This window comes from Candidatus Hydrothermales bacterium, assembly GCA_039630235.1.
Classification (GTDB): Bacteria; Hydrothermota; Hydrothermia; order Hydrothermales; family JAJRUZ01; genus JBCNVI01.
In genome coordinates this window covers 177,630-204,273 of record JBCNVI010000003.1, presented here as the reverse complement: position 1 = coordinate 204,273, position 26,644 = coordinate 177,630, and the positions used below count along the sequence as shown (strand labels likewise).

Annotated in this window: 30 protein-coding genes and 1 tRNA gene; 22 read left to right on the top strand and 9 right to left on the bottom strand. The window is 33.0% G+C overall.

Features of this window, described 5'->3' with window-relative positions:
* Nucleotides 1–184: 184 nt before the first annotated feature.
* The gene (locus tag ABDH49_04955) at nt 185–310 is read left to right on the top strand and encodes a hypothetical protein (protein MEN3046314.1); all 126 of its coding nucleotides are present in this window, start codon (nt 185–187) and stop codon (nt 308–310) included.
* Between the two features lie 79 nt (nt 311–389).
* On the opposite strand, the gene ABDH49_04950 is transcribed toward ABDH49_04955, so the two are convergent.
* Genes ABDH49_04950 through ABDH49_04930 form a run of 5 tightly spaced genes read right to left on the bottom strand, consistent with a single transcriptional unit; the run spans nt 390 to nt 5,715 of the window.
* Nucleotides 390–2,177, bottom strand: coding sequence for an ABC transporter ATP-binding protein (locus tag ABDH49_04950; GenBank protein MEN3046313.1), 1,788 nt, complete (start codon nt 2,175–2,177; stop codon nt 390–392).
* Nucleotides 2,177–3,490 carry a sigma-54 dependent transcriptional regulator gene (locus ABDH49_04945; protein ID MEN3046312.1) on the bottom strand — a complete coding sequence of 438 codons (1,314 nt, stop codon included), beginning with the start codon at nt 3,488–3,490 and terminating at the stop codon, nt 2,177–2,179. Before ABDH49_04945 ends, ABDH49_04950 begins: the two co-directional genes overlap by 1 nt.
* The gene (locus ABDH49_04940; protein MEN3046311.1) at nt 3,487–4,521 is read right to left on the bottom strand and encodes a PfkB family carbohydrate kinase; all 1,035 of its coding nucleotides are present in this window, start codon (nt 4,519–4,521) and stop codon (nt 3,487–3,489) included. Before ABDH49_04940 ends, ABDH49_04945 begins: the two co-directional genes overlap by 4 nt.
* A complete protein-coding gene (locus ABDH49_04935) occupies nt 4,490–4,972 on the bottom strand; it encodes an HIT domain-containing protein (protein MEN3046310.1) in 483 nt (160 codons plus the stop codon). Before ABDH49_04935 ends, ABDH49_04940 begins: the two co-directional genes overlap by 32 nt.
* On the bottom strand, nt 4,969–5,715 hold the full coding sequence (locus ABDH49_04930) for a hypothetical protein (GenBank protein ID MEN3046309.1): 747 nt from the start codon (nt 5,713–5,715) through the stop codon (nt 4,969–4,971). The genes ABDH49_04935 and ABDH49_04930 overlap by 4 nt, the downstream gene beginning before the upstream one ends.
* A 174-nt stretch (nt 5,716–5,889) precedes the next feature.
* Between ABDH49_04930 and ABDH49_04925 the strand changes: the two genes are divergently transcribed.
* The 21 genes from ABDH49_04925 (at nt 5,890) to ABDH49_04825 (ending at nt 22,692) form a co-directional block, all read left to right on the top strand.
* Complete coding sequence (locus ABDH49_04925; protein ID MEN3046308.1) at nt 5,890–5,991, top strand: LemA family protein; 102 nt, start codon at nt 5,890–5,892, stop codon at nt 5,989–5,991.
* A gap of 106 nt (nt 5,992–6,097) precedes the next feature.
* A complete protein-coding gene (locus tag ABDH49_04920; GenBank protein MEN3046307.1) occupies nt 6,098–6,958 on the top strand; it encodes a M48 family metalloprotease in 861 nt (286 codons plus the stop codon).
* A gap of 3 nt (nt 6,959–6,961) precedes the next feature.
* Nucleotides 6,962–7,225 (top strand): hypothetical protein, encoded by a 264-nt coding sequence (locus ABDH49_04915; GenBank protein ID MEN3046306.1) that lies wholly within the window; start codon nt 6,962–6,964, stop codon nt 7,223–7,225.
* On the top strand, nt 7,179–8,867 hold the full coding sequence (gene hutU / locus ABDH49_04910; GenBank protein MEN3046305.1) for a urocanate hydratase: 1,689 nt from the start codon (nt 7,179–7,181) through the stop codon (nt 8,865–8,867). Before ABDH49_04915 ends, hutU begins: the two co-directional genes overlap by 47 nt.
* Nucleotides 8,864–9,622, top strand: coding sequence for a ParA family protein (locus tag ABDH49_04905; protein MEN3046304.1), 759 nt, complete (start codon nt 8,864–8,866; stop codon nt 9,620–9,622). Before hutU ends, ABDH49_04905 begins: the two co-directional genes overlap by 4 nt.
* A complete protein-coding gene (locus tag ABDH49_04900; protein ID MEN3046303.1) occupies nt 9,582–10,379 on the top strand; it encodes a ParB/RepB/Spo0J family partition protein in 798 nt (265 codons plus the stop codon). Before ABDH49_04905 ends, ABDH49_04900 begins: the two co-directional genes overlap by 41 nt.
* The gene (locus ABDH49_04895; GenBank protein MEN3046302.1) at nt 10,376–11,371 is read left to right on the top strand and encodes a M20/M25/M40 family metallo-hydrolase; all 996 of its coding nucleotides are present in this window, start codon (nt 10,376–10,378) and stop codon (nt 11,369–11,371) included. Before ABDH49_04900 ends, ABDH49_04895 begins: the two co-directional genes overlap by 4 nt.
* Nucleotides 11,368–12,237, top strand: a complete 870-nt coding sequence (locus tag ABDH49_04890) for a hypothetical protein (protein ID MEN3046301.1) — start codon at nt 11,368–11,370, stop codon at nt 12,235–12,237. The genes ABDH49_04895 and ABDH49_04890 overlap by 4 nt, the downstream gene beginning before the upstream one ends.
* 1 nt (nt 12,238) lies before the next feature.
* Entirely contained in the window at nt 12,239–13,207 is a 969-nt protein-coding gene (locus ABDH49_04885) for an acetyl-CoA carboxylase carboxyltransferase subunit alpha (GenBank protein MEN3046300.1), read from the top strand.
* The gene (locus ABDH49_04880) at nt 13,185–13,835 is read left to right on the top strand and encodes a DUF4388 domain-containing protein (GenBank protein MEN3046299.1); all 651 of its coding nucleotides are present in this window, start codon (nt 13,185–13,187) and stop codon (nt 13,833–13,835) included. The genes ABDH49_04885 and ABDH49_04880 overlap by 23 nt, the downstream gene beginning before the upstream one ends.
* A 163-nt stretch (nt 13,836–13,998) precedes the next feature.
* Nucleotides 13,999–14,071, top strand: a tRNA-Lys gene (locus ABDH49_04875).
* Nucleotides 14,072–14,087: 16 nt separating this feature from the next.
* On the top strand, nt 14,088–14,408 hold the full coding sequence (gene cutA / locus ABDH49_04870; GenBank protein MEN3046298.1) for a divalent-cation tolerance protein CutA: 321 nt from the start codon (nt 14,088–14,090) through the stop codon (nt 14,406–14,408).
* 15 nt (nt 14,409–14,423) lie between these two features.
* Nucleotides 14,424–16,136, top strand: coding sequence for a hypothetical protein (locus ABDH49_04865; protein MEN3046297.1), 1,713 nt, complete (start codon nt 14,424–14,426; stop codon nt 16,134–16,136).
* Nucleotides 16,137–16,151: 15 nt separating this feature from the next.
* Nucleotides 16,152–17,417 (top strand): Ig-like domain-containing protein, encoded by a 1,266-nt coding sequence (locus ABDH49_04860; GenBank protein MEN3046296.1) that lies wholly within the window; start codon nt 16,152–16,154, stop codon nt 17,415–17,417.
* Between the two features lie 48 nt (nt 17,418–17,465).
* On the top strand, nt 17,466–17,600 hold the full coding sequence (gene rpmH / locus ABDH49_04855; protein ID MEN3046295.1) for a 50S ribosomal protein L34: 135 nt from the start codon (nt 17,466–17,468) through the stop codon (nt 17,598–17,600).
* Nucleotides 17,582–17,908, top strand: a complete 327-nt coding sequence (rnpA, locus tag ABDH49_04850; GenBank protein ID MEN3046294.1) for a ribonuclease P protein component — start codon at nt 17,582–17,584, stop codon at nt 17,906–17,908. The genes rpmH and rnpA overlap by 19 nt, the downstream gene beginning before the upstream one ends.
* Nucleotides 17,905–18,138 (top strand): membrane protein insertion efficiency factor YidD, encoded by a 234-nt coding sequence (gene yidD, locus ABDH49_04845; GenBank protein MEN3046293.1) that lies wholly within the window; start codon nt 17,905–17,907, stop codon nt 18,136–18,138. The genes rnpA and yidD overlap by 4 nt, the downstream gene beginning before the upstream one ends.
* Nucleotides 18,135–19,538: a membrane protein insertase YidC gene (gene yidC, locus ABDH49_04840; GenBank protein MEN3046292.1), complete on the top strand. Its 1,404-nt coding sequence runs from the start codon at nt 18,135–18,137 to the stop codon at nt 19,536–19,538. Before yidD ends, yidC begins: the two co-directional genes overlap by 4 nt.
* Nucleotides 19,535–20,128 carry a Jag N-terminal domain-containing protein gene (locus tag ABDH49_04835; protein MEN3046291.1) on the top strand — a complete coding sequence of 198 codons (594 nt, stop codon included), beginning with the start codon at nt 19,535–19,537 and terminating at the stop codon, nt 20,126–20,128. Before yidC ends, ABDH49_04835 begins: the two co-directional genes overlap by 4 nt.
* A 1-nt stretch (nt 20,129) precedes the next feature.
* Nucleotides 20,130–21,494 carry a tRNA uridine-5-carboxymethylaminomethyl(34) synthesis GTPase MnmE gene (gene mnmE / locus ABDH49_04830; protein ID MEN3046290.1) on the top strand — a complete coding sequence of 455 codons (1,365 nt, stop codon included), beginning with the start codon at nt 20,130–20,132 and terminating at the stop codon, nt 21,492–21,494.
* A 46-nt stretch (nt 21,495–21,540) separates the two neighbouring features.
* The gene (locus tag ABDH49_04825; GenBank protein ID MEN3046289.1) at nt 21,541–22,692 is read left to right on the top strand and encodes an acyl-CoA dehydrogenase family protein; all 1,152 of its coding nucleotides are present in this window, start codon (nt 21,541–21,543) and stop codon (nt 22,690–22,692) included.
* Between the two features lie 2 nt (nt 22,693–22,694).
* Here the strand turns inward: ABDH49_04825 and ABDH49_04820 are convergent, their stop codons facing one another.
* The 4 genes from ABDH49_04820 to gatC form a co-directional block, all read right to left on the bottom strand.
* Nucleotides 22,695–23,474, bottom strand: coding sequence for an SDR family oxidoreductase (locus ABDH49_04820; protein ID MEN3046288.1), 780 nt, complete (start codon nt 23,472–23,474; stop codon nt 22,695–22,697).
* A 92-nt stretch (nt 23,475–23,566) separates the two neighbouring features.
* On the bottom strand, nt 23,567–24,970 hold the full coding sequence (gatB, locus tag ABDH49_04815) for an Asp-tRNA(Asn)/Glu-tRNA(Gln) amidotransferase subunit GatB (GenBank protein MEN3046287.1): 1,404 nt from the start codon (nt 24,968–24,970) through the stop codon (nt 23,567–23,569).
* Nucleotides 24,967–26,373: an Asp-tRNA(Asn)/Glu-tRNA(Gln) amidotransferase subunit GatA gene (gene gatA, locus ABDH49_04810; protein MEN3046286.1), complete on the bottom strand. Its 1,407-nt coding sequence runs from the start codon at nt 26,371–26,373 to the stop codon at nt 24,967–24,969. The genes gatB and gatA overlap by 4 nt, the downstream gene beginning before the upstream one ends.
* Nucleotides 26,360–26,644, bottom strand: coding sequence for an Asp-tRNA(Asn)/Glu-tRNA(Gln) amidotransferase subunit GatC (gene gatC, locus ABDH49_04805; GenBank protein ID MEN3046285.1), 285 nt, complete (start codon nt 26,642–26,644; stop codon nt 26,360–26,362). The genes gatA and gatC overlap by 14 nt, the downstream gene beginning before the upstream one ends.

Here is a 26,644-nt window from a genome sequence, read left to right as displayed (position 1 = left end):
TAAGGTTATTTAAGAATATATTTAAATTTAAGAATTCAAACGAAGAAACATTAGTAATTGAAGAAAACGGACAAATATCGGATGTATACCTATTGAAGAGGATAATATAAAGGAGCTTTACATAATTGCAGTTGATGTATATTCCAATAACAAATTAATTCCTGTTCACATATTCCCTTGTAAGATGGATGAAGAAAAAGGTATTGAGTTAATAAATAAAATGACCGAATCAAACCCATCTTTAAAAAGATTTTATGATGGCTTAAGGAAGTATACGAATTCTTTGAGGAAAGAAAAAGTATTCCTATAGTAGAATTTGATAATGAAGGACATTACAAAATAAAAGAATAGAGAAAAAATTTCTTAGAAAATTTAGGACATTTAAAAAACTAAACTTTTTCAAATTGTAATTCATATAACTTAGAATAAAGGGTAGATCTTTTAAGAAGCTCTTCATGTTTCCCCCTATCTAAAATTTTCCCTTGATCCATCAAAATTATCTCATCTGCCCTCAAAATAGTAGATAACCTATGAGCTATCACAAGAGCCGTTCTCCCCTTAAATAAGTTATAAATAGCTTCCTTTATTAAATGCTCTGAATGAGCATCAAGCTGTGAAGTGAATTCATCAAGAATTAAAATATCAGGATTTTTAACAAATACCCTAGCTATAGATAACCTCTGCCTTTCACCACCTGAAAGACTCTTCCCAAGCTCTTTTATATCAGTATCAATTCCCTTAGGCAACTTTGCCACAAACTCCGAAAGATTAGCCATTTCTAACGCTCTTTTTAAATCATCTTCCCCAGCATCGGGATTCCCATATAAAAGATTATCTCTAATAGTCCCCGAAAAAAGAGAAACATCCTGAGTCACAACACCAATCTTTGATCTCAATGAATCAAGGTCAAATTCTCTTAAATTTACTCCATCTATAAATATCTCTCCCTCCTGGGGGTCATAAAACCTCGGCAAAAGCGATAAAAGAGTCGATTTTCCCGCCCCTGACGGACCCACAAAGGCATACACCTTACCTTTTTCAAGAACTAAATTTATGTTCCTTAATACCCACCTATCCTTTTCATAGTAAAAAGAAACATTCCTAAACTCTATACCTTTTTTTAGTCCATTAAACAAAACTTTACCACTTTTTTCTTCTTTCTCTTTTAAAATATCAAAAGTTCTATTTAAGGCTGTTATTCCCTGCTGTAAATTAGCATATGAAAGTGTTAATCCCTTTAGAGGCTGAAGTATAGATAACGCTGCAGCAATAAAAATAAAAAACCTATCTGGAGCTAAAAGCTTATAATTAAAAATCATTACTCCACCAATATAAAGCATAAGCGCCGCCATTATAGCACCTACAAGCTCAGTTAGATGGGGAGTTAAAATCGAAAGCCTTTCGTATTTAACATGCGCCTTATAAAATCTCTCGGTTTCAGACTTAAACTTTTCTATTTCTTCTTTTTTTCTTACAAATGACTTAACTATTTTAAGATTTAAGAGAATTTCTTGCGCCCTTGATCCAATTTCTCCCATCCTCTCTTGCGCTCTCTTTGCTCTTCTCCTTAATACCTTAGAGGAAATCTGTATAAATAGGAAAGCAAAGGGAAAAATGATCAGAGAAACCAAGGTAAGAATCGGTGAAGCCCAAAAGGCTATAACTAAATAAACTGAAACGTTAAGTAACTCCCTAAAAAACTGGATTAAACCCTCTGATAAAGCATACCTTACAATAGTAAGATCATGAGTAAATCTTGAAACAAGAGCACCTGTTTTTATCTTCGAAAAATAAATTAGTGGCAAATTCAGAAATTTTGAAAAAAGCGCATTTCTTAAATCACGCGAAATTCTCTCCTGAAATAAGAAAGATAAGAATTTCGATAAATAGCCTAAAAGAGCCTTTAGGGCAAATATAAAAACTAAAATATAACACAACCTCTTCACAGACTCAACTTTGCTTTCGGTTAAGACAAATTTTTCAACTACTCTTAAAAATGTATTAATAATAGAGCTTTCTGAACTTGTTTCCCCCCCAAAAATTATACGCACAAAGGGCGAAACCATCGTAATAGAAAAACCATTTACAAGTGAAAACAAAACCGTAAAAAAAATTGTTAAAATTAATAAAACTAAATGCTCTTTAAAAAAACTAAATAACTTGATATAAATTTTCATTAATTTTCTTCAAATTTTATCCCATACTTTTTTAACTTCTCCCTTAGTGTATTTCTGTGAATACCTAAAATCTCTGCAGCCTTTGTTAACTTCCCCCTTGCCACTTTTAAAACCTTCTCAATATGCCTTTTCTCAAACTCCTCAAGTGTCAATGGCTCACACTCCTCCTCTTTCTCTATCTCAGGAATAGCCTCTATAACCTCACCATGTCTCAAAAGAACAACCCTTTCTGCTAAATTTATAAGCTCTCTCACGTTACCAGGAAAAGAATATAAAAGTAGCTTCTTTTTTACCCTCTCAGAAAGAATAGGCTTTTTTAAATTATACTTTCTTGAAAACTTTTCTAAATAAAAATCAAAAAGGGACAAAATTTCCTCCCTTCTTTCTCTTAAAGGAGGTACGTTAAAACTTATTACGTTTATACGATAATAAAGATCCTCTCTAAACTTACCTTCTCTCACCAATTTTTCTAAGTCTTTGTTAGTTGCACAGATAATTCTTGTATTAATCTCAAAACTCTCAAGAGAACCAAGTCTTTCAACAGTTTTATCTTGCAAAAACCTCAAAATTTTTGACTGTAAGTTTAAAGGCATATCTCCTATCTCATCTAAAAACAAGGTGCCCTCATCTGCTAACTCAAATTTACCCTTTTTGCTTTTATTAGCTCCTGTAAAGGCACCCTTTTCATACCCAAAAAGTTCAGCTTCAAGTAGTTCTGAAGGTATGGCTGTGCAAGAGATCGTAACAAAATTCCCTTTTCTTCCACTTTTTGTATGTATATATCTTGCAAGAACCTCTTTTCCAACACCACTTTCACCAGTTATAAGTACTGTCGCATCTGTCCTTGCGACCTTCTCAGCATCATAAAAAATTTTTTTCATCTTCTCACTAACAACTATAAAATCTTCAAATTTAATCTTTTTAAGCTCCTCCTTTAAATATTCAACCTCAAACTCTAATTTTTCTCTCTCCTCTAACTGTTTTAAAGTGTTTAACAATTTTTCGATATCAAGAGGTTTTGTGAAATAATCAAATGCGCCCTCTTTTAAGGCATTAACGGCGGATTCAATAGATCCATGTGCTGTTATTATCAGAAACTTACCTTCACCCTCTTCTTTCATCTTTTTCATAAGCTCAATTCCATTCATCTGGGGCATTTTTAAATCTAAAAGTACAGTCCTATAGCCTTTCCTAAATAAATAAAGGGCACTTAAAGGATCAGAGGTGAACCTAACTTTAAATCCCTTCTCTCTTAATATCTCTTCTAAAGTCTTTCCCTGGATCTCATCATCTTCCACTATTAAAACTTTCATTTTATTTTCCTAATTCCCCTATATATTTCTGAGGATCTTTTGTTAATCATTTCAATAAGTTCATCGGGAAATACGGCTGAAGCACCAAGTTTTGTTACCTCAATACCTGCTGCAATTGTTGAGATAAGCGCTGCCTCAAGGGGATTTGAATCTGAAACCATCGAAAGTGTAAAGGAGGCAATTACCGTATCGCCTGCACCTGTAACATCATAAACCTCCACCTCAAGAGAAGGAATTCTATAAACACTTTCATTATCCTTTAAAATCATTCCTTTATCACCTAATGTTAAAAGAATAAGAGGTATATCTAGCCTTCTAGAGAGTTTCTCAATCTCCTTTACCATGTCAGCTTCACTCTTTAGCTCCCTCCTTGCTACAAACTCAAGTTCTTTCCTATTAGGTTTAAGCATGCTAATTTTTTTATAGAAGCTGAAGTTATGCTTTTTAGGATCGCAAGTAATAATCTTTTTTTTATTTCTCTTTACAATCTCACTTACAAGTTCTTTTGAAATAGTTCCCTTTTCGTAATCTTCAAATATAACAGCAGTAAAATCTTCGTTTTCTAAAAATTTTTCCAGGATAATTTTTCTTTGAGAAAATTTAATAGGTTCTGTTGTTTCTTCATCTATCCTTACGATCTGTTGGTGTTGACCTATTACTCTTGTTTTTCTTGTAGTAGGTCTTGATGGAGCCTTAATTATTCCGTTTGTTTTTATTTCTTTTTTATCCAACAAATTTAGAAGTATTTCTGAAGAGTGGTCATCTCCTATTACTCCATATAGCTCAGGTTCTCCACCGAGGGCTTTTATATTCCAGGCAACATTTGCAGCACCTCCGAGGTTGTACTTCTTTTCTTTGACAACTACTATTGGAACAGGTGCCTCAGGCGAAATTCTCTCTACATCTCCAAAAATATACTCATCAAGAATTATGTCCCCTACAACCTTAATCTTTTTTCCTTTAAAATTTTTAACAATTCTTATTAACTTGCTTTCTATACTACTCATTAAAAAGGGGATATAGGTATTCAAAGGTCCTATCTATCTCCTCTGGTATTACCTTTGTGTCTCCTATTACTGGCATAAAATTTGTGTCGCCGTTCCATCTTGGCACTACATGTATATGTATATGGCCTGGATAACCAGCTCCTGCAACCTTCCCTATGTTAATTCCTATGTTAAATCCGTGAGGTTTTAATTTTTTCTTTAGTATTTTTATAGACAACCTCAGAAAATCCATCATCTCTAATATTTCGTCATCCTTTAAACTTTCTAATCTCCCTATGTGCCTAAAAGGGGCTATCATTAGGTGACCTGAGTTATAGGGGAACTTATTAAGTATTACAAAACTTTTTTTTCCCCTCTTTAAAATTAAATTCTTTTTATCGTCATCTTCCCGAGGTTTAGAACAAAATATACACCCTTTTTCTGTCTCGAGAGCTTTTATATAGCTTATTCTCCAAGGGGCCCAAAGCTTTTTCATATGGTGCCCTTTTTAATAAATATTATTCTTCCGCAGTAGTGGCAGTAACTTGTGCTATCTGTTTTTATAATCTCATCAACGGTATAAAAAGGAATTTGAGAACTACATCCGGTACAAAAGAACTTTCTTTCGTTTCCCTCTACCTTTAGCTCAACTTCGCAGACTGCCGGATAACCCCTTCCATCGAGGATCCTCTCGTATTCTTCTAGGGCAATTTTATCAATAACCATTGCTCTCCTTTTTCTCAGATCAATAGCTTCCTCAAGCCTCTTTGGAATCTCTAATCTTTCCTCCTCCATCTTTTTTAATTTTCCCCTTTCTTCTTCAATCTCTCTTAGAGTTTCGCTTTTAAAACTTTGAAACCGCTTCTTTTTTTCTTCTAACTTTTCCTCTTTTAAAAGGATATCTTCTTCAAGTTCTAACTTCTTTCTTTTTGAATATTCAATTTCACTTTGGACGGCTCTATATTCTTCGTTAGTTTTAACATTCATAAGGTCTCTCATGTACTTTTTTATTGCCTCTTCTGTATCTTCAAGATCAAGATATAGGCCTTTAATTTCTTTTTCCATAGCTCTTATTTCTTCCTCTTCGCTTTTTATTCTTTTTTCCATCTCAGCTATCTCTTTCTTTTTTTCTTCAATCAGATTTGGCAATTTCGAGAGTCTTTCTTTCAGAGAAAAAATTACTCTATCAACTTCCTGTAGGGCAAGAATTCTTTCTAAAGTGTCCTTATCAAAACCCAATTTTTTCTCCTTTTTAAATTGCGTGAAATTAAATAATATTAAATTTAAATTGAAGTTTTCAAGTTGAAACTAATATAATTCAGTTATGGTTTACCTGATAGTTTTAGCTATTTTTCTTTTGATTTTAATTTTTTTGTTGGCCTTTATAACAAAATTATAAAGCTCAAATTGAGGGTGGAAAATGCGTGGTCTCAAATAGATGTTCAGCTTAAAAGAAGACACGATTTAATACCGAATCTTATAAACGCTGTAAAGGGTTATATGAAATATGAGTAAGAAACCTTACAGAAAATAATCAAGGCAAGGTCAAAGGCAGTTAAAGCCCTTGAGGCTCACGACATTAAGAAAATACAAGAAGCTGAAAGAGAATTAGGGGGGATTAATAACAAGACTTTTTGCATTATTTGAAAACTATCCTGAATTAAAGGCAAACGAAAACGTTCTAAAACTCCAAGAAGAATTGATACATACAAAAAATAGAATTGCCTTTGAAAGACAACACTTTAATGATTCAGTCATGATCTACAATACTGAAATTCAAGTTTTCCCTTTAGTTACAAAAATACCCCTTTTTACCACAATAGCTTTCCTCTTTTCAACTTTAAATTCTTTTATTTCATACAAATTTGGAGATAGCATAATCTTAAAAGTCGCAGGTACAAGAGAACCGAATCCCTCAGATCTTAAGGAAAAAACTCTCCTGAATGTTGTGGAAGAAATGAAAATAGCCTCTGGACTTCCAATACCAAAGGTTTACATAATTGATATAGAAATTCCCAATGCCTTTGCTACTGGCAAAAATCCAGAAAACTCCTCTATTGTGGTTACAAGGGGACTTTTGGAACTTTTAAACAGAGAGGAACTTCAGGGTGTTATTGGACATAAAATTTCACACATAAGAAATAGAGATGTTCTTGTTATGACCGTAGCAGCAACACTTGTCGGAGCTATTGTTCTTCTATCTGATTTATCCTATAGATTGCCTACATCAAACCTTTTTAAGATGAGCAAAATTTCTAGAGCGAGAGTAATAAGATCTAAAAGAGTGCCAATACTTATCCCTTTAATTATAGTTTTACTTTTTATTCTTTCAATTTTAGGCCCACTATTTGCAAGACTCACATTCTTTGCAATATCTCGATCAAGAGAGTATCTTGCTGATGCAAGCTCAGCTGAATTAACAAGAAACCCACTATCTTTAGCTAAGGCCCTTGAAAAAAATTTCATCCCTTCAGATACCTAGTAAATGGAAAATAAGGGGGATATCCCATATGTGTATCGTAGATCCATTAAAATCAGAACTAAACGAAATAGAAAATCTTTTTGCAAACTTTATGTCAACCCATCCACTCCTAGAAAAAAGGATAAAAATTTTAAAACAGATGGCAGGTATAATAAATTAAAATTTAGAAAAAAAGATAAATTTCCACTTATAATATTTATAAGCCCTAAAGAGTATGAAAATGAAAAAAACTATAGAACTTTTAAAGATGGAGCCGGGGAAAATTAAAGCACCCCGAGGCAATAAACTAAACGCAAAGGGGTGGATACAAGAGGCAGCTCTAAGAATGCTGATGAATAATGTAGACCATGAGGTAGCTGAAAAACCAGAAGAACTAATCGTTTACGGAGGAACCGGAAAGGCAGCAAGAAATTGGGAATGCTTCTACGCAATTGTAAGAGAACTTCTAGAACTTGAGAACGATGAAACCCTTTTGATTCAATCAGGTAAACCTGTAGGTGTATTCAAAACCCATGAGTGGGCTCCAAGAGTGCTAATCGCTAATTCCTTACTTGTCCCAAAATGGGCAACTCAAGACTACTTCACTGTGCTCGAAGCTAAAGGCCTAATTATGTTTGGACAGATGACCGCAGGATCCTGGATCTATATCGGAACCCAGGGAATAATCCAAGGAACCTATGAAACATTCGCTGCATGCGCAAGAAAATACTTTGGCTCCTCTCTAAGAGGAAAATTCGTACTAACAGCGGGCATGGGAGGTATGTCAGGAGCTCAACCTCTTGCCGTCACCATGAATGAAGGAGTAATCTTAGATGTAGAAGTTGATCCAAAAAAAATCGAAAGAAGATTAAGACAGGGATTCTGTGAATTTATGGTATATAACCTTGAGGAAGCCCTAAGACTTGTAGATGAAGCTCTCAAAAAGAAAATACCAAGATCAGTTGGACTTGTAGGAAATGCATCAGATATTCATCCCGAACTTGTAAGAAGAGGAATAATTCCAGATGTAGTTACTGACCAGACATCAGCTCATGATCCACTAAACGGCTATGTTCCCGGCAGAATGACTTTAGAAGAGGCCTTAGAGTTAAGAAGGAAAAATCCAGAGGATTACCTCAAAAGATCTTACGAATCAATAGCAAGACATATGGAGGCAATCTTAGAGATGCAAAAAAGAGGAGCTATTGCCTTTGATTATGGTAACAACATAAGAGGAAGAGCAAAAGAAGCAGGCGTAGAAGATGCATTTAAAGTTCCAGGATTTGTTATAGAGTTTATAAGACCCCTATTTTGTGAAGGAAAGGGGCCCTTCAGGTGGGTAGCTCTCTCAGGAGATAAGGAAGATATTTACATAACTGATAAGTTAATACTTGAACTTTTCCCTGAAAATGAGTCTTTAAGAAGATGGATAAAGTTAGCTCAGGAAAAGGTGCCGTTCCAAGGTTTGCCTGCTCGTATCTGTTGGCTTGGATATGGAGAAAGAGAAAAGGCTGGAATTCTTTTTAACAGGCTTGTAAGGGAAAATAAAGTAAAAGCCCCAATTGTAATAGGAAGAGATCACTTAGATACAGGTTCTGTTGCTTCTCCTAACAGGGAAACTGAGGGTATGTTAGATGGTTCTGATGCTATTGCTGATTGGCCTGTTTTAAATGCGCTTTTAAATACTGCCTCCGGTGCCTCCTGGGTTTCCCTACATCATGGCGGAGGTGTTGGGATAGGTTACTCTATCCATGCTGGACAGGTAGTTGTTGCAGACGGTACTAAGCTCTCAGAGGAAAAAATAGAAAGAGTTCTAAGAAACGATCCTGGTTTAGGAATAGTAAGACACGCAGATGCCGGATATGAAATCTCAATTAAGATAGCAAAGAAAAATAAAATAAAAATACCTATGATAAGGGAAGAAGATTGAAAATAATATCAGTTTGTAATCAGAAAGGTGGGGTAGGAAAAACAACAACATGTATGAATTTAGGTCATGCACTAAGTCTCCTTGAAAAAAAGGTTCTCCTAATAGATTTGGACGTGCAAGCTAACTTAACAAGCGGATTAGGTTTAAAAAATATAAAAAAGGGTGTTTTCGAAATTTTAGCAGAAGAAGATGATCTAGAAGGGGTAATAGTACCCAGAAACGATTTTTGGGTAGCCCCGTCTACCGGGAAGAGAGTACTTTACTTTGAAAAGGAAAAGGCTAAAATTTTCTCGGAAAATTTAAAAAAACTCAATTTTGACTACGTTATAATAGATACACCGCCATCTCTTGGAGACAGTTCAATCTTTGCCCTAACCACAAGTAATTTTGCTTTAATTCCTGTTCAGAGTGAATATTTTGCTCTTGAGGGTCTTGTATCTTTACTATCTACAATAAAGTATGTGAAAGCCCACTATAACCCAAATATTGCAATAATGGGATTTATCATAACAATGCATGATTCAAGACTTTTACTCTCAAAAAAAGTTGAAAGTGAATTAAGAAAAGCCTTTGGTGAGAAGGTTTTTAAAACTATTATTCCCCGAAACGTTAGATTAGCTGAGTCACCTTCTTTTGGTAAAACAATTTTCGAGTACGACAAAAATTCAACAGGAGCTGAAAGTTACCTTAATCTTGCAAAGGAGGTACTACAATTTGAGAGAAAAAAAGAACCCCTTAGGACGTACTCTGAATGAACTTTTATCAAAAAGAGAAGAAATAATAAATATACCCGTTAGTAATATCAGAAAATCAAAGTTTCAACCAAGAATAAGACTAACTCCTGAGTCATTAAAAGAACTCGTTGACTCCATTAAAGAAAAGGGAATAATTGAACCGATAATAGTAAGACCAATTGAGGACGGTTTTGAAATAGTGGCTGGCCATAGAAGATTTCTTGCAGCACAAGAATTAGGACTAGAAACAGTTCCCTGTATAGTAAAAGAGTTAACCGAAAGAGAAGCAGCTGAAATTTCAATCATAGAAAACATACAAAGAGAAAACTTAACTCCAATTGAAGAGGCAATCGCAATAAGAAAACTTATAGAAGAATTTAACCTAACTCACGAAGAGGTAGCTAAAAAAATTGGAAAATCAAGGGTTTACGTAACTAATATTTTAAGACTTTTAAAACTACCCGATAGAATAAAAGAAAAATTGGAAAAAGGAGAGATCTCTGAGGGACATGCTAGAGCCCTTTTAAGTGTTAAAAACGAAGAAGAAATGATTAAACTAGCTGAGGAAATTGTTAAAAGTAAAATTTCAGTTAGAGAGATAGAAAAAAAGGTTTTTAAAAAAAACGATAAAAGAGAATTTGAAAAAGAAGAGGAAATGCTAAGAAAAAAATGGGGTGTTGAGGTTAAAATCTCCTTTAAAGGAAAATCTGGAAAAATAGAGTTTGTATTTAAAAACGAAAATGAATTTAAGTTTCTTTTGGAGGAACTTTTAAAATGAATGAGATAAAAAAGTTATTAAGGGAACTCACAAGCTTTGACGCTCCAAGCGGAAGAGAAAGTGAACTCTCAGCTTACATAGAAAACTACCTAAAAGAACTAGGATTTAAAACTGAAATCGATTATTTTGGAAATGTCACCGCAAGATTACAAAAAAATAGTGGAAAAAGAATCGTCCTCACAGCTCATATTGATCAAATACTACTTTATGTAACAAGAGTAGATAGAAATTACATAATCTTAGATACAAGAATGTCAGAGAAGAGCATATTAAAGGGAAAGGAGGTAATCCTTATTACCAAAAGGGGTAAATACAAGGGAATTATAGGAATGACACCACCTCATTTAAAAGGAAAGGGCAAAGAGGAGTATATTTATATAGACTTGGGACTTATAAATCCTCAAGAAATTGAGGTAAAAGCTGGAGATCCAGTTGTTTTCTATTCAGAGTTTAAAGAATTAGGAGAGTATGTATGTGCAGGAAGATCTTTTGATAACAGAGCATCTGTTGCTCTTTTACTTTATAGTGCCAAAGATTTAAAAGATATTAGCTTCAAAGGAGAAGTTATTCTTTATCTAACTGTACAAGAAGAGATAAGTGGACTTGGAGCATCTCTTTTAGTTAGAAAATTAAATCCAGATATAGTTTTATGTTTTGATGTAACCTTTGCGAAGGCAAAATTAGACGAGGAATCCGAGATAGAACTGAATAAGGGTCCTGCCATCTCAAAGGGACCTTTTATAACAAGAAAAATTTCGGATAAGCTAATAGCAATAGCAAAAAGAGAGGAAATACCTTATCAAATAGAAGTATTAGAAAGCTACACAGGAACAGATCTTGACGTATTTTTTGTAAAAGACGGTGGAGTCCCCTCAGCCCTAATTTCTATTCCCCTAAGATATATGCACTCACCAAATGAAGTATTAGATATCAGAGATATTTTGAGAGCAAAAAAATTAATTTTATCATACATAAGGGAGGAACTAACTTGATCTTAAAATTACTATTAATTTCTCAACTTTCCTCTTTTGGTTTTCAACATCTTTTTGTTCCTTATTCACCATATGAAGACCTTCTTATGAAAGATGAGATATCATTGTTATTCGAAAGAGAATTTTTTCAATACAAGAAAAAAAATTTAATAATAGATTTTTTTGAAAGAAAATCTTTTGTTAGTTTTAGTCATACAAGATGGATTGCAAACTCAAGGCTAAATAAGGTAAGTGTTTATCTTGATAACTTAAAAACCCTTTTAATGTTTAAATTTTTTGATTACGGAAAATTTGAACTATATGAGTTTCCGGCAGAGAACTCTATCATTACGTATAATCCTTTCGGAGTTTCCGTGGGAGTTTCAAGAAATTTTTCAATTTCTAAAGAGTTTCCCTTCTTTTTATCGATATTTTACAATGAGGAAAAGTTTCTAGAAAAAAAAGCAAAAAATTTCTCTCTAAATTTTAACCTGTTTATAAATGTTTTAAAAAATCCAAAGTTTGAAGTTTCCCTTATTAACCTAGGTACTAAGCCCCTTTATAACGAAGAATATATAAGATTGCCTGTGTACTCTGACCTAAAAGTTTATTTATACTCAAGAAAGATGGGAACGATGTTAAATTTCACTTATAGAAGGGGATTTTGGGGTAAAAAAAACTTTTTTAATGGCCTTTCCCTTTCTTTTGAAAAAGAGTTTAAAGATTTTTTAAAATTTTTTACAGCAATTTGCAAAAAGGATGAAAACGGTATGTTGGGGGTAGGCTTTGAGACGAAACTAAAGGAAATTATAAAATTTGTATACTCCTATAGAACTTTTGGTCATTTCGAGGATATAAATTCCTTTTCATTGAAAATAGAGTTCTGAGATGTTAGAGTTTGAAAAACCCGTCATTGAATTAGAGACAAAAATAAAGGAGTTAAAGGAACTTTCTAAATCAAGACCTGAAATTCTTGAAGAAATAGAGAGACTCGAAAAAAAACTCATCAAAGTTAAAGAAAACGTTTATAAAAATTTAAGTCCGTGGAATATAACTCAAATAGCTCGTCATCCAGATAGACCACACTCATTAGACTTTATTAAAAATATATTTGATGATTACTTTGAAATTCACGGAGATAGAAGTTTTGGAAACGATTATGCTATTGTTGCTGGTTTTGCAAAACTAGGTAAAAATAAAATTGTTTTTGTGGGAGAAGAAAAGGGAAGAGATACGAAAGAAAAAATAAAGAGAAATTTTGGTATGCCTCATCCAGAAGGGTATAGAAAAGCTATAAGAGCTTTTAGTCTTGCCGAAAAATTTAATTTTCCAGTAGTTACCTTTGTGGATACTCCAGGAGCCTATCCTGGAATAGGGGCAGAAGAAAGGGGGCAAGCCTGGGCCATATCTTTTAGTATTTATAAAATGATAGATTTAAACGTCCCAATTTTAACTTTTATAATTGGGGAAGGGGGGTCCGGTGGAGCTCTTGCAATAGCTGTAGGAGATAAGGTTTATGCACTTAAGTATTCAATCTACTCTGTTATATCACCTGAGGGTTGCGCAGCAATACTTTTTCGCGACTCTTCAAAGGCAGAAAAGGCCGCAAAATACTTAAAACTCACATCAAGTGACCTATTAGAATTTAGCATTATCGATGGAATAATCGAGGAACCCTTAGGGGGTTCACACATAGATCCTCAATTTGTCTATAAAAACGTAAAAGATACAATTTTAAGGGATCTCGAAGAGTTAGGAAACTATCCGATATCGGAATTAAAAGAAAAAAGAATTAAAAAATACCTTAAAATAAAATTTTTAAAAGAGGGGGAAAATGGGACTCGAGGGGACACTTGAAGATTTTGAGCTTACCGACATTTTACAAATAATACAAATGGGAAAGAAGAATGGTTTACTTTTAATTGAACATCCCTCCGGTGAAAAAGCAAAAATTTATATTGAAAACTCAAGGGTTGTTCACGCAGAGTGTGGGGGTGAGTATGATGAATTGGCAATGGCAAAAATCTTTGAGTGGAATAAAGGAAAATTTAAATTTGAAGTAGGACAGATAGCACCCAAAAAAACAATAGACATGCCAATACCTACACTAATTATGGAGGCAGCAAGAAAAATAGACGAATGGAACCGAATAAAAAAAGTAATACCTTCTTTAGAAACAATCTTTGAACTTGAACCAAACCCTACTACTGATCTTGAAATAATAAGTTTAAACGCAGATGAGTGGAGGGTATTATCCCAGATTGATGGTAAAAAAAACATAAAAGAAATAGCCAATATCTTAAGGATGGGAGAAATTGAAACAGCAAAAATTCTATTTGGTTTAATAGGCTTAGGTTTAATAAGGATAAAAAGGATTGAAAAAATTGAGAAAGCCCCTGAATTTGAGAGAAAAGTAAAAGAAGAAAAAAAAGAAAGAGAAGAAAAAAAAGACAAGGGTCTATTTGGATTTTTCAAGAAAAAATAGAAAAATCCTTGAAACTATCAAATGTTTTTTGTATATATTATAATACCCCGTGTAATAGGTTGAGGGTAGGAAAAGAGGAGAACCCCATACCCCTCCTGCCCCAGGGATTGTTCCCCTGGGGTTTGTTTTTTTATAAAAAATTAACATAAAATTAATTAAAGACGCACCGCTAGCTCAACAGGTAGAGCATCGGATTCTTAATCCGAGGGTTCCGGGTTCGACTCCCGGGCGGTGCATCTCTAAACTTTTAAAATGTACATAGTTGTCATCTGTACAGTCCCCGGAGAAAACAAAGCATACGAAATCTCAAAAAAAATCATAGAGAATAAACTGGCAGCCTGTGTAAATTACTTTAAAGCCTTCTCCATATTCGAATGGAAAGGCAAAATCGAAGAAGTAGAAGAATACGTACTTATAATAAAAACTAAAGAAGAAACATTTCCAAAACTTGAAGATTTTATAAAAAAACTCCACCCCTATCAAGTTCCAGAAATTATATCACTGAAAATTGATAAAGGAAACTTAGATTACCTCAAATGGATTGAAGAAACAGTGAAAGGTTCTAATCCTTAAAAATTCTATTTTAAAATGAATATTAAAAAACTCTTACTCCTTTACCTATCTACTAATCTTATAAGCCAAGTAATACCCCCCTTTATAGGCGAAAGGTTCAGATCATTTAGATATCTTTCCACGGTCGGGCTTATAGAGGACGACCTTGACCTACTTCTTGACCCGGGTAGATACTTTGAAATTGAAAAAAACATTCTGTATTCCGGACTTTCTAACTTTGCAACAAATAATGATCTCCTTTTTTCTGGAATTTCCGGAGCTTACTTCATGTTCGGATTTAAAAATACTTTTAAACCACTTGGAAATGTAGTACCGACCTCCTTGCTATACGCACATAGAACACTTAGAATGCCACAACCAAACCTCATAAACGGAAGAGGAGAAGGAGAACTATTTATCTCCGAAAAATATGACACAGATGGAAACGGAAGTTTTGACTCACTTCATGTTGAAAAGGCAAAATCTTACTCTTATTTGGAAAATAAAGAGAATCCCTTTTTTATCGGATTCTCAAGAGAAATTGGTGAAATTATAGCTGGAATTTTTTTCTTCCACTTAAAGTTAAGTAATATAAACGAACCAGCAGGACACCCTATCTTTAATAGATTCGGTAATTTATACTACTTAAGAGAGGAAAAGGATCTTATTACCTTAACTCTTTTAGAAAAAGAGGAATGGAATGGAAAGGGTTTTGTTGATACCTCTACTCAACAAAATATCTTCGGCACAAGTATTTACTTAAAGGAACTATTTTTAAATTCAGATTTAGGAATACAAGCAGGTTATGGAATAAACAATTTAAAAATTTCTGAAGATATTTTTACAACAGCTTATATTGATTACAATCCAGGTGGTGTAACTTCAAGAGAGGATAGAAACTATGCAAGATTTCAAGACCTAAACTCAAGTGGTAGCTCATACTTTTTAAGACTTTTCACAAGGAGAACTAGAAATCAAGAACTGAGCTCTGAGGATAACCTTTACTTTACTTTTTATGGTTCTGGAATTTCAAAAACTACTTCACCCTTTCATAGGGTGGAATATATTCACTTGAGAGAGGATATAGGAACAGGAACTTTAAGAGAAACAAGAAACATGGATAAAGTAGAGGGTAATGTAGCTTACGAGAGTAAAATTAATGGCTTAATTTTAGGGTACAGGTTTAAAGGTTTTATTGATGATGAGAAAAGAATATTTTTTGCTATAGGCTTTTTCTTTAATAATAATACTTCAAATTCAACCTCTAAAGTAGATTCGAACTTTCAAGTTATAAATTATTTCAATGACGGTGATAATCAACCTAGTGATCCGGATGATTATACTGTAACAACAACTTTTACAAGGGTAGATGAATTAAAATCATCTTATTCTCGTATGAGTTTTGAGCTTCCTGTAGCTTGCGAATTAAAATTTAATAAATCCCTATTATTTAGAATGGGAGCAAATCCATACTTTTCATTTACTGAGAATGAACAAACTCTTAATCCCCTTTTCTCAAGCTCAATTGTAACTAAAACTACAAGAGGTGATGGAACTGAAACTGTAACTACAAGACCTGCCCAAAGAAGTTTTGGATTAAGAAATTTATCTAAAGGTAAATCTTCTGGAGTAGATTTTAGCTACGGTCTTTCCTATAAAATTGGTAAAAACTTATCTATAGATTTAATGGGATTTTCAAACCTAACTGATTTATCTAATTGGAGAGTATCAGTAGTATTTAAATTTTAAACGGGAGGATAAAGTATGAAAAGGGTTTTATTCATAAACTCGATACTAATTTTAGTCTTTCTTTCATGTAAGAGAGAATCGCTTCCCATTGAGCCAGGGAAACTGGGAGAGGAATTGATTAGAGAAAATAGGCTACCAACAGTAACATCTGTTATTACCCTGGATGGTGATAGAGTACTAGAGGATTTTGATCCTTTAAACCCGGATGTTCAAGACGTAATTTTTATATACTTTTCAGAACCAATGGAAGAACAGTCACTCCTTTCTTCTATTGAGTTAAAAGTAGTCGGAGGAAAAGGTACACAAGTTCCAAGTGGAATGTGGAGTTACGAAAAATCTTCCAACAGAGCTATTTACACTCTATCACAAAATTCAGGTTTTGCTGACTCTACAAAATATGAAATTGTAATTAAAAGTACGGCAAAGGATCTCTCAGGAAATCCTCTTGATGGAAATAGAAATGGCTATGCAGAAGGTTCACTTGATAATTATCGAATAACAATTTGGACAAGAAGAGGAAATTTTGTTCGTGATCCTGACTATAACCCACCAAGTTTCAGAATCTATACTAATCTTATTTCACCCAACCCTTTTCTTCTTGGAGGCTCAATCGGAGTAAAAGATAGCATTCATGTTAGATTTTTTGTTAATGACATTGACAGGAATTCTGTCAACGGAGCCTTTGAACTTTATGAGTATGAATCAGGTAAAAAAATAAATATTGGTAGCCCTAAAGTTATAATAGATTCTCCCAGTAACAGGACAGATATTATCTTTTCGGGTTTTTCCTTAGAGCATAGTAAAGTCTATAAGCTTATTATAAATACAAATCTAAAGGACAGGGCAGGAAATTCACTTGATGGTAACAGTAACGGTATTTCAGAAAAAGATGAAATAGATAGGGTACAAATCTTTTTTGCAACTGTTACAGAAAATTTAACAAGAACTGATTACCCTTCTTATCTTGGTTACTCAAGATCAGGAAATTTAGTTATCTTTTGGTTTGACGAATTGATGGATACATCCACAATAAACTATAACACCGTTAGAGTATTTAGAAATCAACTTCAAGATGCTGTTCCCATTATTATGAAAAAGTTACAACACCACGAAGAAAAAAGAACCTATGTAGAACTTACCCTACTTTCAAATAAAAGGGACCCAATCTGGCTTTGGATAAACAAAGATGTAAAAGATTTAGAAGGATTAAAACTTGATTCTAATGGTGATAATATAGGAGGAGTTGAACCTGTTGATAATGAAATAGTCTACATTCCCTAAAATACCCATACTTAAAAGGGTTCAAATCCTTTTAACTTAGAAATATTCATGAAAAGAACATATCAACCAAGTAGGATTAAAAGGAAAAGAAGACATGGATTTAGAGCGAGGATGAAAACAAAGGGTGGTAGAAGAGTTTTAAAAAGAAGAAGACAGAAAAAAAGGTGGAGACTAACAGTTTAGATTATAAACTCCCAAAAAGACTTAAAAAAGATGAAATAAAAGAGGTCTTTGAAAGTGGCGAATTTAAAAGAGGAAATATGATAACGTTAGTATATAAAAAAGGAGAAGGAAAAGTAGCCTTCACTTCTAAGAAGGAAAACCTAAAGGCACACGATAGAAATAGAATAAAAAGAATATTGAGAGAGATTTTTAGAAAAAATAGGCATCTTTTTAAGGGATTTGACGTTGTTTTAATTGGAAATAGCAAAATATTAAATACACATATAAATGAGGTTGAAAAAGAACTGAGGGAGCTTTGGGAAAAATGAAAAATCTTTTAATTGTCTTGATAAAAGTTATAAGAATTTTTTCTAGCTTTTTCCCTCCTTCTTGCAAATTCTATCCAACATGCAGTCAATATGCAGAAAAAGCAATAATGGACTATGGTGTCCTAAAGGGCCTTATTCTTTCCACTTTGAGAGTTTTAAGATGTAATCCCTTCTCAAAGGGTGGTATAAACTTTCCACATGAAGACTATTTAAATATTTTCAAAAAATGAAAAGAAACCTAGCTCTAATTATAACTCTTCTTATATTTTTTATTGTTTATAACATCCTTCTTTTAAAGTTTTTACCAAAGGAAGTAGAAAAGAAAGAAGCAGAAAAAAAGCTTGAATTTGAGCTAAAATCCCTAAATATTCCATTAGATGAAGAGAAAATTTTAATTGAAAATGAAAATTTGAAGATTTTTCTCTCGAAAAAAGGCGGAGCTTTTAGAGAAGTTGAACTAAAAAAATATAAAGATTTTAAAAATAAAGAAAACCTTAAAATTTACTTTTTAAGTTATATCACACCTTTTGACACACTTTTAGAGTTAAATAAAATTGAAAACGGAAAAGTCATATTTAGTTCGAAAGACGGCTCAATATCAAAAGAGTTTCACCTCTTGGATGGTTACAAATTAAAAGTCAAAACTAAAAATATTAATTACTTTTTATTTTCACTTTTACCACCAATTGATCCGATTGATGAAAAAAACTATAGTATCATTGAGTATAAAAAAGGGAACGTAAAAAGGCGCGATTTAAAAAATTTTTCTGATATAGATTTTGGGGGCGAGAACACCCTCTGGTTAGGAAGTGAAACAAAGTACTTTGTAAACGTAATAATAAAACCTGAATACTTTAGAAAGATCGTTAAGGGTGAAGAATATAAAGAGGGTAAATTTTTTAAATTCTTAACTGAAACTGTCGATTCTTTCTATAATTATATAGGACCAAAAGATTATTTCATATTAAAAAGGGAAGGATACTTACTTTATGAGCTTTATCCATTTGGTTTCTGGCTTATAAAGCCCTTTACTCTTTTATTTTTACACTCATTTAAGTGGTTTTACAGCGTAATTAAGTTTTCTAGCGTAGTAATTTTTATTTTTACACTTTTAATGAAAATCATATTTATGCCCCTAACTTTAAAATCAATGATTGCAATGAAAAAAATGGAAGATTTAAGACCAAGATTAGAAGCTTTGAGAAGGATTTATAAAGATGATCCTAAAAAATTGAATGAAGAGGTTTTAAAATTATATAAAGAAAAAGGGGTAAATCCATTTTCTGGATGTTTTCCCTTACTTTTACAACTTCCAGTATTTTGGGCACTTTACCAAGTTTTAACAAACGAGATAATGTTTAGAGGAAAAGATTTATTTTTATGGATAAAGGACTTATCCTCGAAAGATCCCTTTTATATCCTTCCGATCCTTATGGGTCTAACCTTGCTTTTACAACAATTTCTCCAGCCTTCTCAGGATGAACAAACTAAAAGGATTGGAATTCTTATGTCTATTTTTATTACAATTATATTTTTGAACTTACCTGCTGGACTTGTATACTATTGGCTACTTTATAATATAATTGGAATTTTTGAAAGCCTTCTAATAAAGAAAAAGATTCTAAAATGAAATACGTTGAAACAAAGGCTGAAACGGTTGAAAAGGCAATTGAGAAAGCACTCTTAGAAACTGGCGCAAAGAGAGAAGATGTTAGAATTGAAATTTTAAATGATAATCAAAACAATGCAAAAGTAAGAGTTTATCTAGAATATAAGGAGTTTGAATTTATAGAAAATTTTTTAAATGGAATTTTAGAGATAATAAAAGATAAGGGAAAGATAAATTTTGCCTTTCATCCACCGAGAATACATGTGAACCTTTCAACAAGAAGATCAGATAAACTTTTAATCGGAAAAAATGGTGAAACACTTAAAGCTCTTGAACATCTTCTATACCAGGCTTTCCGAAAAAGATTTAAAGATTTAAAAGTAAGATTAGATATATCAAACTATAAAAAGAAAAAACAGGCATTTATAATTCATAAGGCAAAGGCTGTAGCAAAATTGGTAAGAGAGTCAAAAAGAGAAATATCTATCGATATACTTAGCGAAGAAGAGGAAAGATTAGTCAAAAAAGCATTAAAGAAAGAAAAGGGAATAAAAATCTATACGGCAGGTAAGGGTAAGAAAAAAAATATTGTTATTGCTCCCTTAACCTAAGTTGCATAGATTAGAAGATACTATCTGTGCACCAGCCACTTTAATTTCAAAGGGTTCAGCACTCAACATTGTAAGAATTTCAGGCGAAAAAACTCTTTCCATATTTTCAAAGATAGCTGAACCTCCCCCACCCTATAAGCCAAGAAAAATGTATCTTGGAAAATTATTTGATAATGAAACAAAAAAAGTTATAGATAAAGTGCAATGGGTATACTATAAAAAGCCCAGAAGCTATACTGGTGAGGATATGATCGAGATATTTACACATGGAGGAACACTTATACCTAGACTTGTAATTAAAAACCTTATAAATTTAGGAGCAAGATATGCAGAACCAGGCGAATTTACAATGAGAGCAGTCTTAAATGGCAAAATGGACTTAATTTCTGCTCAAGCAATAAATCAAATTGCAAGGGCAGAAAACTTAAAAGCTCTAGAAATTTCCTTAAAAAGACTTGAAGGAAATTTAAAAGAAAAATTCGAGGAATTATTTGAAGATTTAAAAGAGATTTTGGCCGAAATTGAGGTAAATCTAAACTATCCTGAGGAAGATTTACCACCTTTTTCTAAAGAAAAAATTATTGAAAAGATTGAGAGAGTCGAAAATAAGGTAAATGATTATTTAAAAAATTCTGAAAATTCAAGGAGAATTTTTGATGGGATAAAAATTTCTATTTGCGGTGCTCCAAACGTAGGAAAGTCTACTTTATTTAATAGGTTACTAGGAAAAGAAAGATCTATAGTGGCGGAGGAGCCTGGAACAACAAGAGATTACATTTCTGAATATTTTTCAGTAAAGGGCATAAATTCAATTATTTTCGATACTGCTGGCTTAAGAGTAAAAACAACTTCAAAGGTAGAAAAAGAGGGAATTAAAAGAGCAAAAAAAATTATAGATGAATCAGATATAATCATATGGGTATTGGATAGCCAAAGAAAACCTGATAAAAGGGAAATAGAAAAAATTAAAAGGTTAAATAGTAAAAAGAGACTAATTGTTGTAATCAACAAGATAGATAAGGGAATAAAGTGGGATAAAGAAATAATAGAAGATAATTTTGAAAGGGTTTTGGAAATAAGTGCTCTGAAGGAAAAGGGTGTTGATAAATTAAAAAAAGAGTTAGAAATCTTAGCAGAAGATCAATTTGGATCCTCAGAAATTTCACTTACTCTATTTGAAGAATCCAAGTTAAAAGAATTATTACTTGAACTCTACGAAGCAAAGAAATTAATTAGTAATGATATGGAAGAATTAGCTGGACTTTATCTAAAAAACTGCCTAAATATTTTAAATATAATTATTGGGAAAGACGTAGACAATGAAGTTCTAAGAAAAATTTTTTCAGAATTTTGTGTGGGAAAATAAATAAAGCGGTTCAACTCCCAAAGAATAAATGAAAAGATTTAAAAGTATGCTCTACGAACTAACAGAAGAAGAATTGATAATAAAGCAAACTGCAAAAAAAATTGCAATTGAAAAAATTATTCCTGTGAGAGAAAAGTATGACAAGAACGCTGAATTTCCCTACGAAATAGTAAAGGTAATGGTAGATACTGATTTATTTAGACTATACATACCTCAAGAATACGGTGGATTAGGTATGGGAATTTTTGCACTATGTCTTGCAGTAGAAGAGCTTTCATGGGGTTGTGCAGGTATATCTCTTGCCTTAGCTGGAACAGCTCTTGGTGCCTATCCAGTAATACTCTTTGGAAGAGAAGAACTAAAAAGAAAAGTCTTACCTCAAATCGCAGAGGGAAAAATAGCTGCCTTTTGTCTAACTGAACCAGGAGCAGGAAGTGATGCCCTAAGTATTAAAACAACTGCTATAAAAAAGAACGGAGGATATGTTTTAAATGGAGTAAAACAATTCATAACAAATGCTCATGTTGCTGATTTTTTCTCAGTTTTTGCCTTAACTGATCCGAAAAAGGGAGCAAGAGGAATGAGCGCCTTTCTTGTAGAAAGAGGAACTCCTGGTTTAAAGATAGGCAAAAAGGAAGATAAACTGGGCATAAGAGCTTCACCTACAGGAGAGGTCATTTTCGAAGATGTGTTTGTTCCTGAGGAAAATTTACTCGGTAAAGAGGGTTATGGTTTATTTGTTGCAACAAATACCTTTTTGTATACAAGACCAGGAGTAGCAGCACAAGCAGTAGGAATAGCCCAAGCGGCACTCGATGCGGCCTTAGAGTATTCACTTCAGAGAAAACAATTCGGTCAACCCATATCGAGTTTTCAAGCAATCCAGCATAAGCTCGCGGATATGGCAATGAAGATTGAAGCAGCAAGAGCCTTAACATATCAAGTTGCAAAGGCATTAGATAGTGGAAAAAAACCTGAAAAAGAATCTGCAATGGCAAAGTGTTTTGCATCCGATGTTGCAATGAGCGTGACTATAGAAGCGGTCCAAATTTTTGGAGGCTACGGTTACATTAGAGAATATCCGGTGGAAAAAATGATGAGGGACGCAAAGATTACACAGATTTACGAAGGGACTAACGAAATTTTAAGAAATTTAATTGCTTCAGAATTAATAAAAAAAATAAGAAAAAAGATTTAGGCTTATCCTGCGATTGCCTCTCCACCATCTACCCTTATTAAATTACCAGTAATCCAATAGGTATCATCTGAAGATAAGGCAAAAATTGCTTTAGCTACGTCAATTGGCTCAGTTATCCTACCTGAGGGATTCACCATTTGAGCGTACTTTAACATTTTTTCATATCCTGGAATCTTTCTTAGAGCCGGAGTATCAGTAATTCCAGCTTGAATGGCATTAACAGTAATACCGTATTTTGCAAGTTCAAATGCCAGTTGTCTTATGTGAGACTCAAGTAACGCTTTTGAGGCAGAAATTGCACCATAGTTTTCCCATACTCTCTGCGATCCCATACTTGTCATTGCAAAAACTCTTGAACCTCTACCTAAGAGCCCCCTTTCAAAAAGATCAACTACCCACCATACAAGCGAATTACCCATTACCTCAAGTGTCATCTCCATATCAGGCGGTTTTATTCTGTTATCTCCAATATAAGGTTTTAAGGTTCCAAAGGCTAACGAATGGAGCACTATTTTTAATATCTTTTTCTCTTTTCTTAAAACTTTTTCAATCTCATCTATTACTTCTTTTCTTTTCTCATGATCTGCAGCGTTTACATTAAAAAATTTTACAAAGACCCCCTTTTTCTCAATTTCTTTAACTAAATTCCTAACATCAGGAAGAGTACTTTTCCTATCCAGATGAACACCAAATATATTCATGCCCTTCTCAGCAAAATAAAGAGAACTAGCTTTACCAAATCCACTTGATGAACCTAATATAAGCGCATACTCCCCTTTCATTATAATTTTCTATGAGAAAAGGAATCGAACCTCTTATATATTTTAACAAATTTCTTATTTTAATAAATTTTAGATTTATAACTCAAATAAATTTACTTTATGTTAAGTTTTTTCTCAATTATTTCTTTTACTTCTTTTGGATTAGCTTTACCTTTGAGTTTACTCATTGTTTGACCTATAAGAAATGAAATTGCAGATACCTTACCTGCCCTTATTTTCTCCACTACACTAGCATTTTCTCTTATAACCTCCTCTACTACCTTATCCACCTCAGAGGCACTCTTAATTTCTACTTTATCTTTAATTAAATCAGATATATTAACTTTTTCAGTCATAGAAATTCTTATAATCTCCTGTCCTATATGCCTTGGAATTAAACCTTTTTCTAAATTTTCCAGGAACAAAATAAAGTCAGTGAAACTAAATGGAAGTTCCCTTAAACTTTCTAAGTCATCTACATACTGCAAAATTTCCGTTAATATCCATCCCTTAACTTTTTGAAAAGAAAATTTCTCTAGAACTTTTAATGTAAAGTCCGCCAAAAAAGGCGAGGATATTATTATCTCTGCTTCTTTTGAATCTGCACCTTTTTTAATTAATTCCCTAAAGTAATAATCAGGAAGTAATGGTAACTCCTTTGTTAACCATTCTTTTTTAACCTCAAAAGGAGGTAAATCAGGCTCTGGAAAGTATCTATAATCCTCTACAAACTCCTTTTTTCTCATTGCTCTTGTTTCTTTCTTAACTTCATCCCATAACCTTGTCTCTCTTGTAACTACAGCATTATTCAATATAGCCTCCTTTTGCCTTCTAATTTCATACTCTAAAGACTCTTTAATAGCACTGAAAGAATTTAAATTTTTTATCTCGACCCTACTATCTAACGTGGCCCCTTTTAAATTTACAGAAATATTTGTATCAACCCTAAACTCTCCCTCTTCCATATTACAATCTGAAACACCAAGGTAAATGAGTGTTCTTCTTAAAGATTTGAGAAAACTTATTAAAATATCTGGGAAATCAAAAACAGGAGGAGTCACTATCTCAAGCAAAGGTATTCCGCACCTGTTATAATCCAAAAAAACTTTTCCATCCACATAAATAGATTTTGCCGTTTCTTCCTCTAAGTTTACTCTCTCTATAGGGAAATATATAACTTCCTTATCCTTAATAACTGGAACACTCCCATTGTAACCTGTAGAAATTCCATACTGAGTGATCTGGTATCCCTTAGGTAGATCAGGATAAAAATAATTTTTTCTTGAAAAATATAAAAAATCTGGAATTTTGGAATTAAGGGCTCTAGATACAATGACAGCATACTCAACAGCCTTTTCATTTGGAGTTGGCAAAGTTCCAGGTTGACCAGTACATATGGGGCAAATATTTCTATTTGGTTCACTTTTTAAATCTACTTTACAGGAACAAAACATTTTACTTTTTGTTTTAAGTTGTACATGAATTTCAACACCGATTTTTACGTCAAACTCACTCATCCCAGATTAAAAAGATTCTCAATCTTTTTTAAAATAGAAAAAAAGAGATATTCATCAAAAAATTTACCGATAAACTGAAACCCAATGGGCAAATTGTTTTTAGAAAAAGAGTATGGGAAAGCAATAGCTGGAAGTCCAGCTAAATTTACTGGAACAGTAAATATATCAGATAGATACATTGTAACTGGGTCATTTATCTTTTCCCCTATCTTAAAAGGAAGAGTTGGAGAAACAGGCGAAAGTAAAAGATCAAATTTCTCAAAATTCTTCATAAACTCCTTTAAAATCTTTGTCCTTGCCTTTTGCGCCTTTAAGTAATACTCTTCATAATAACCACTTTTTAAAACAAACGTACCTGTTAAGATTCTCCTTTTAACCTCTTCACCAAATCCTAAAGTTCTTGTTTCTTCATACATTGACAAAAGACTCTCCCCTCCCTTTTTAAATCCATAGCGAACCCCATCATAGCGTGCCAGGTTCGAGGAAGCCTCTGCACAAGCTACTATGTAATAAACAGCTATAGCATACTCAAATGATTCCATCTCAAATTCACTAAATTTAGCAATCCCCTCTTTTTCAAGAACTAAAATGAACTCATCAAGTTTTTCCTTAATTTCATCTTCAACCTTATCAGAAAAAGAATCCTTTAAAACCCCTATTTTTAGAGGATACTTTATTTCAACCTTCAAATCTGGATATTTTACTGAGGTATTATCTCTTTCATCTTTACCCTTTATTACATCAAATATTATTTCAAGATCTTCTATATACTTTGAGAAAGGTCCTATCTGATCTAAAGAGGAGGCAAAGGCTATTAAGCCGTACCTAGAGACAGCTCCGTATGTCGGTTTTAAACCGTAAACGTTACAAAAAGATGCTGGCAATCTAACTGAACCTCCTGTATCAGAACCCAAAGATAGCACTGCTTCACTGTTAGCTACAGAAATAGCTGAACCACCAGAAGATCCACCAGGAACTCTCTCTGTATCATAAGGATTATAAGCAGGACCAAAGTAGGAATATTCATTAGAGGAACCCATAGCAAATTCATCTAAGTTTGTTTTTCCTATGATTAAAGCTCCCTCTTTCTTTATCCTTTCTATTACCGTTGCATCATATGGAGCAATATAATTCTCAAGTATTTTGGAGGCACAAGTAACCCTTAAATTTTTCACGAGAATATTATCTTTTACAGATACAGGGATTCCAAACAACTTACCCTCAATTTTTCCCTCTTTTACTTTTCTATCTAAAATCTCAGCCTCATCAAATACTCTATCATTTAAAGTTATAAAGGAGTTAAACTTATTCTCTTTTGCTCTTTTAAAAAAATCGACCAGGGCTTCAGAGGGTAATTTTTCTCCCTCTTTATAGGATGATATAATTTTTTTAACCCAACTCAATAGGGCTTTCAGCTACAAAAAAGTTTCCTTTTTTTTCAGGAGAGTTTAAAAATAATAGCTCTCTATCAGCAAATTCTATATCTTCATCTTTTCTTAACTCTGTCTTTAAATGTTCAAGATAAAAAAAGGGCTTTTCGTTTTCTAGATCAAGTTCATTTATTTTTTTAAAAAGATTTAAAATTTTCAAGAAATTTTCAACAAAATAATTATAGTCTTCTATTTTTATTCTTGCGAGTTCAGAGATTCTTTTTACCTCTTTTTCTAATTCCAA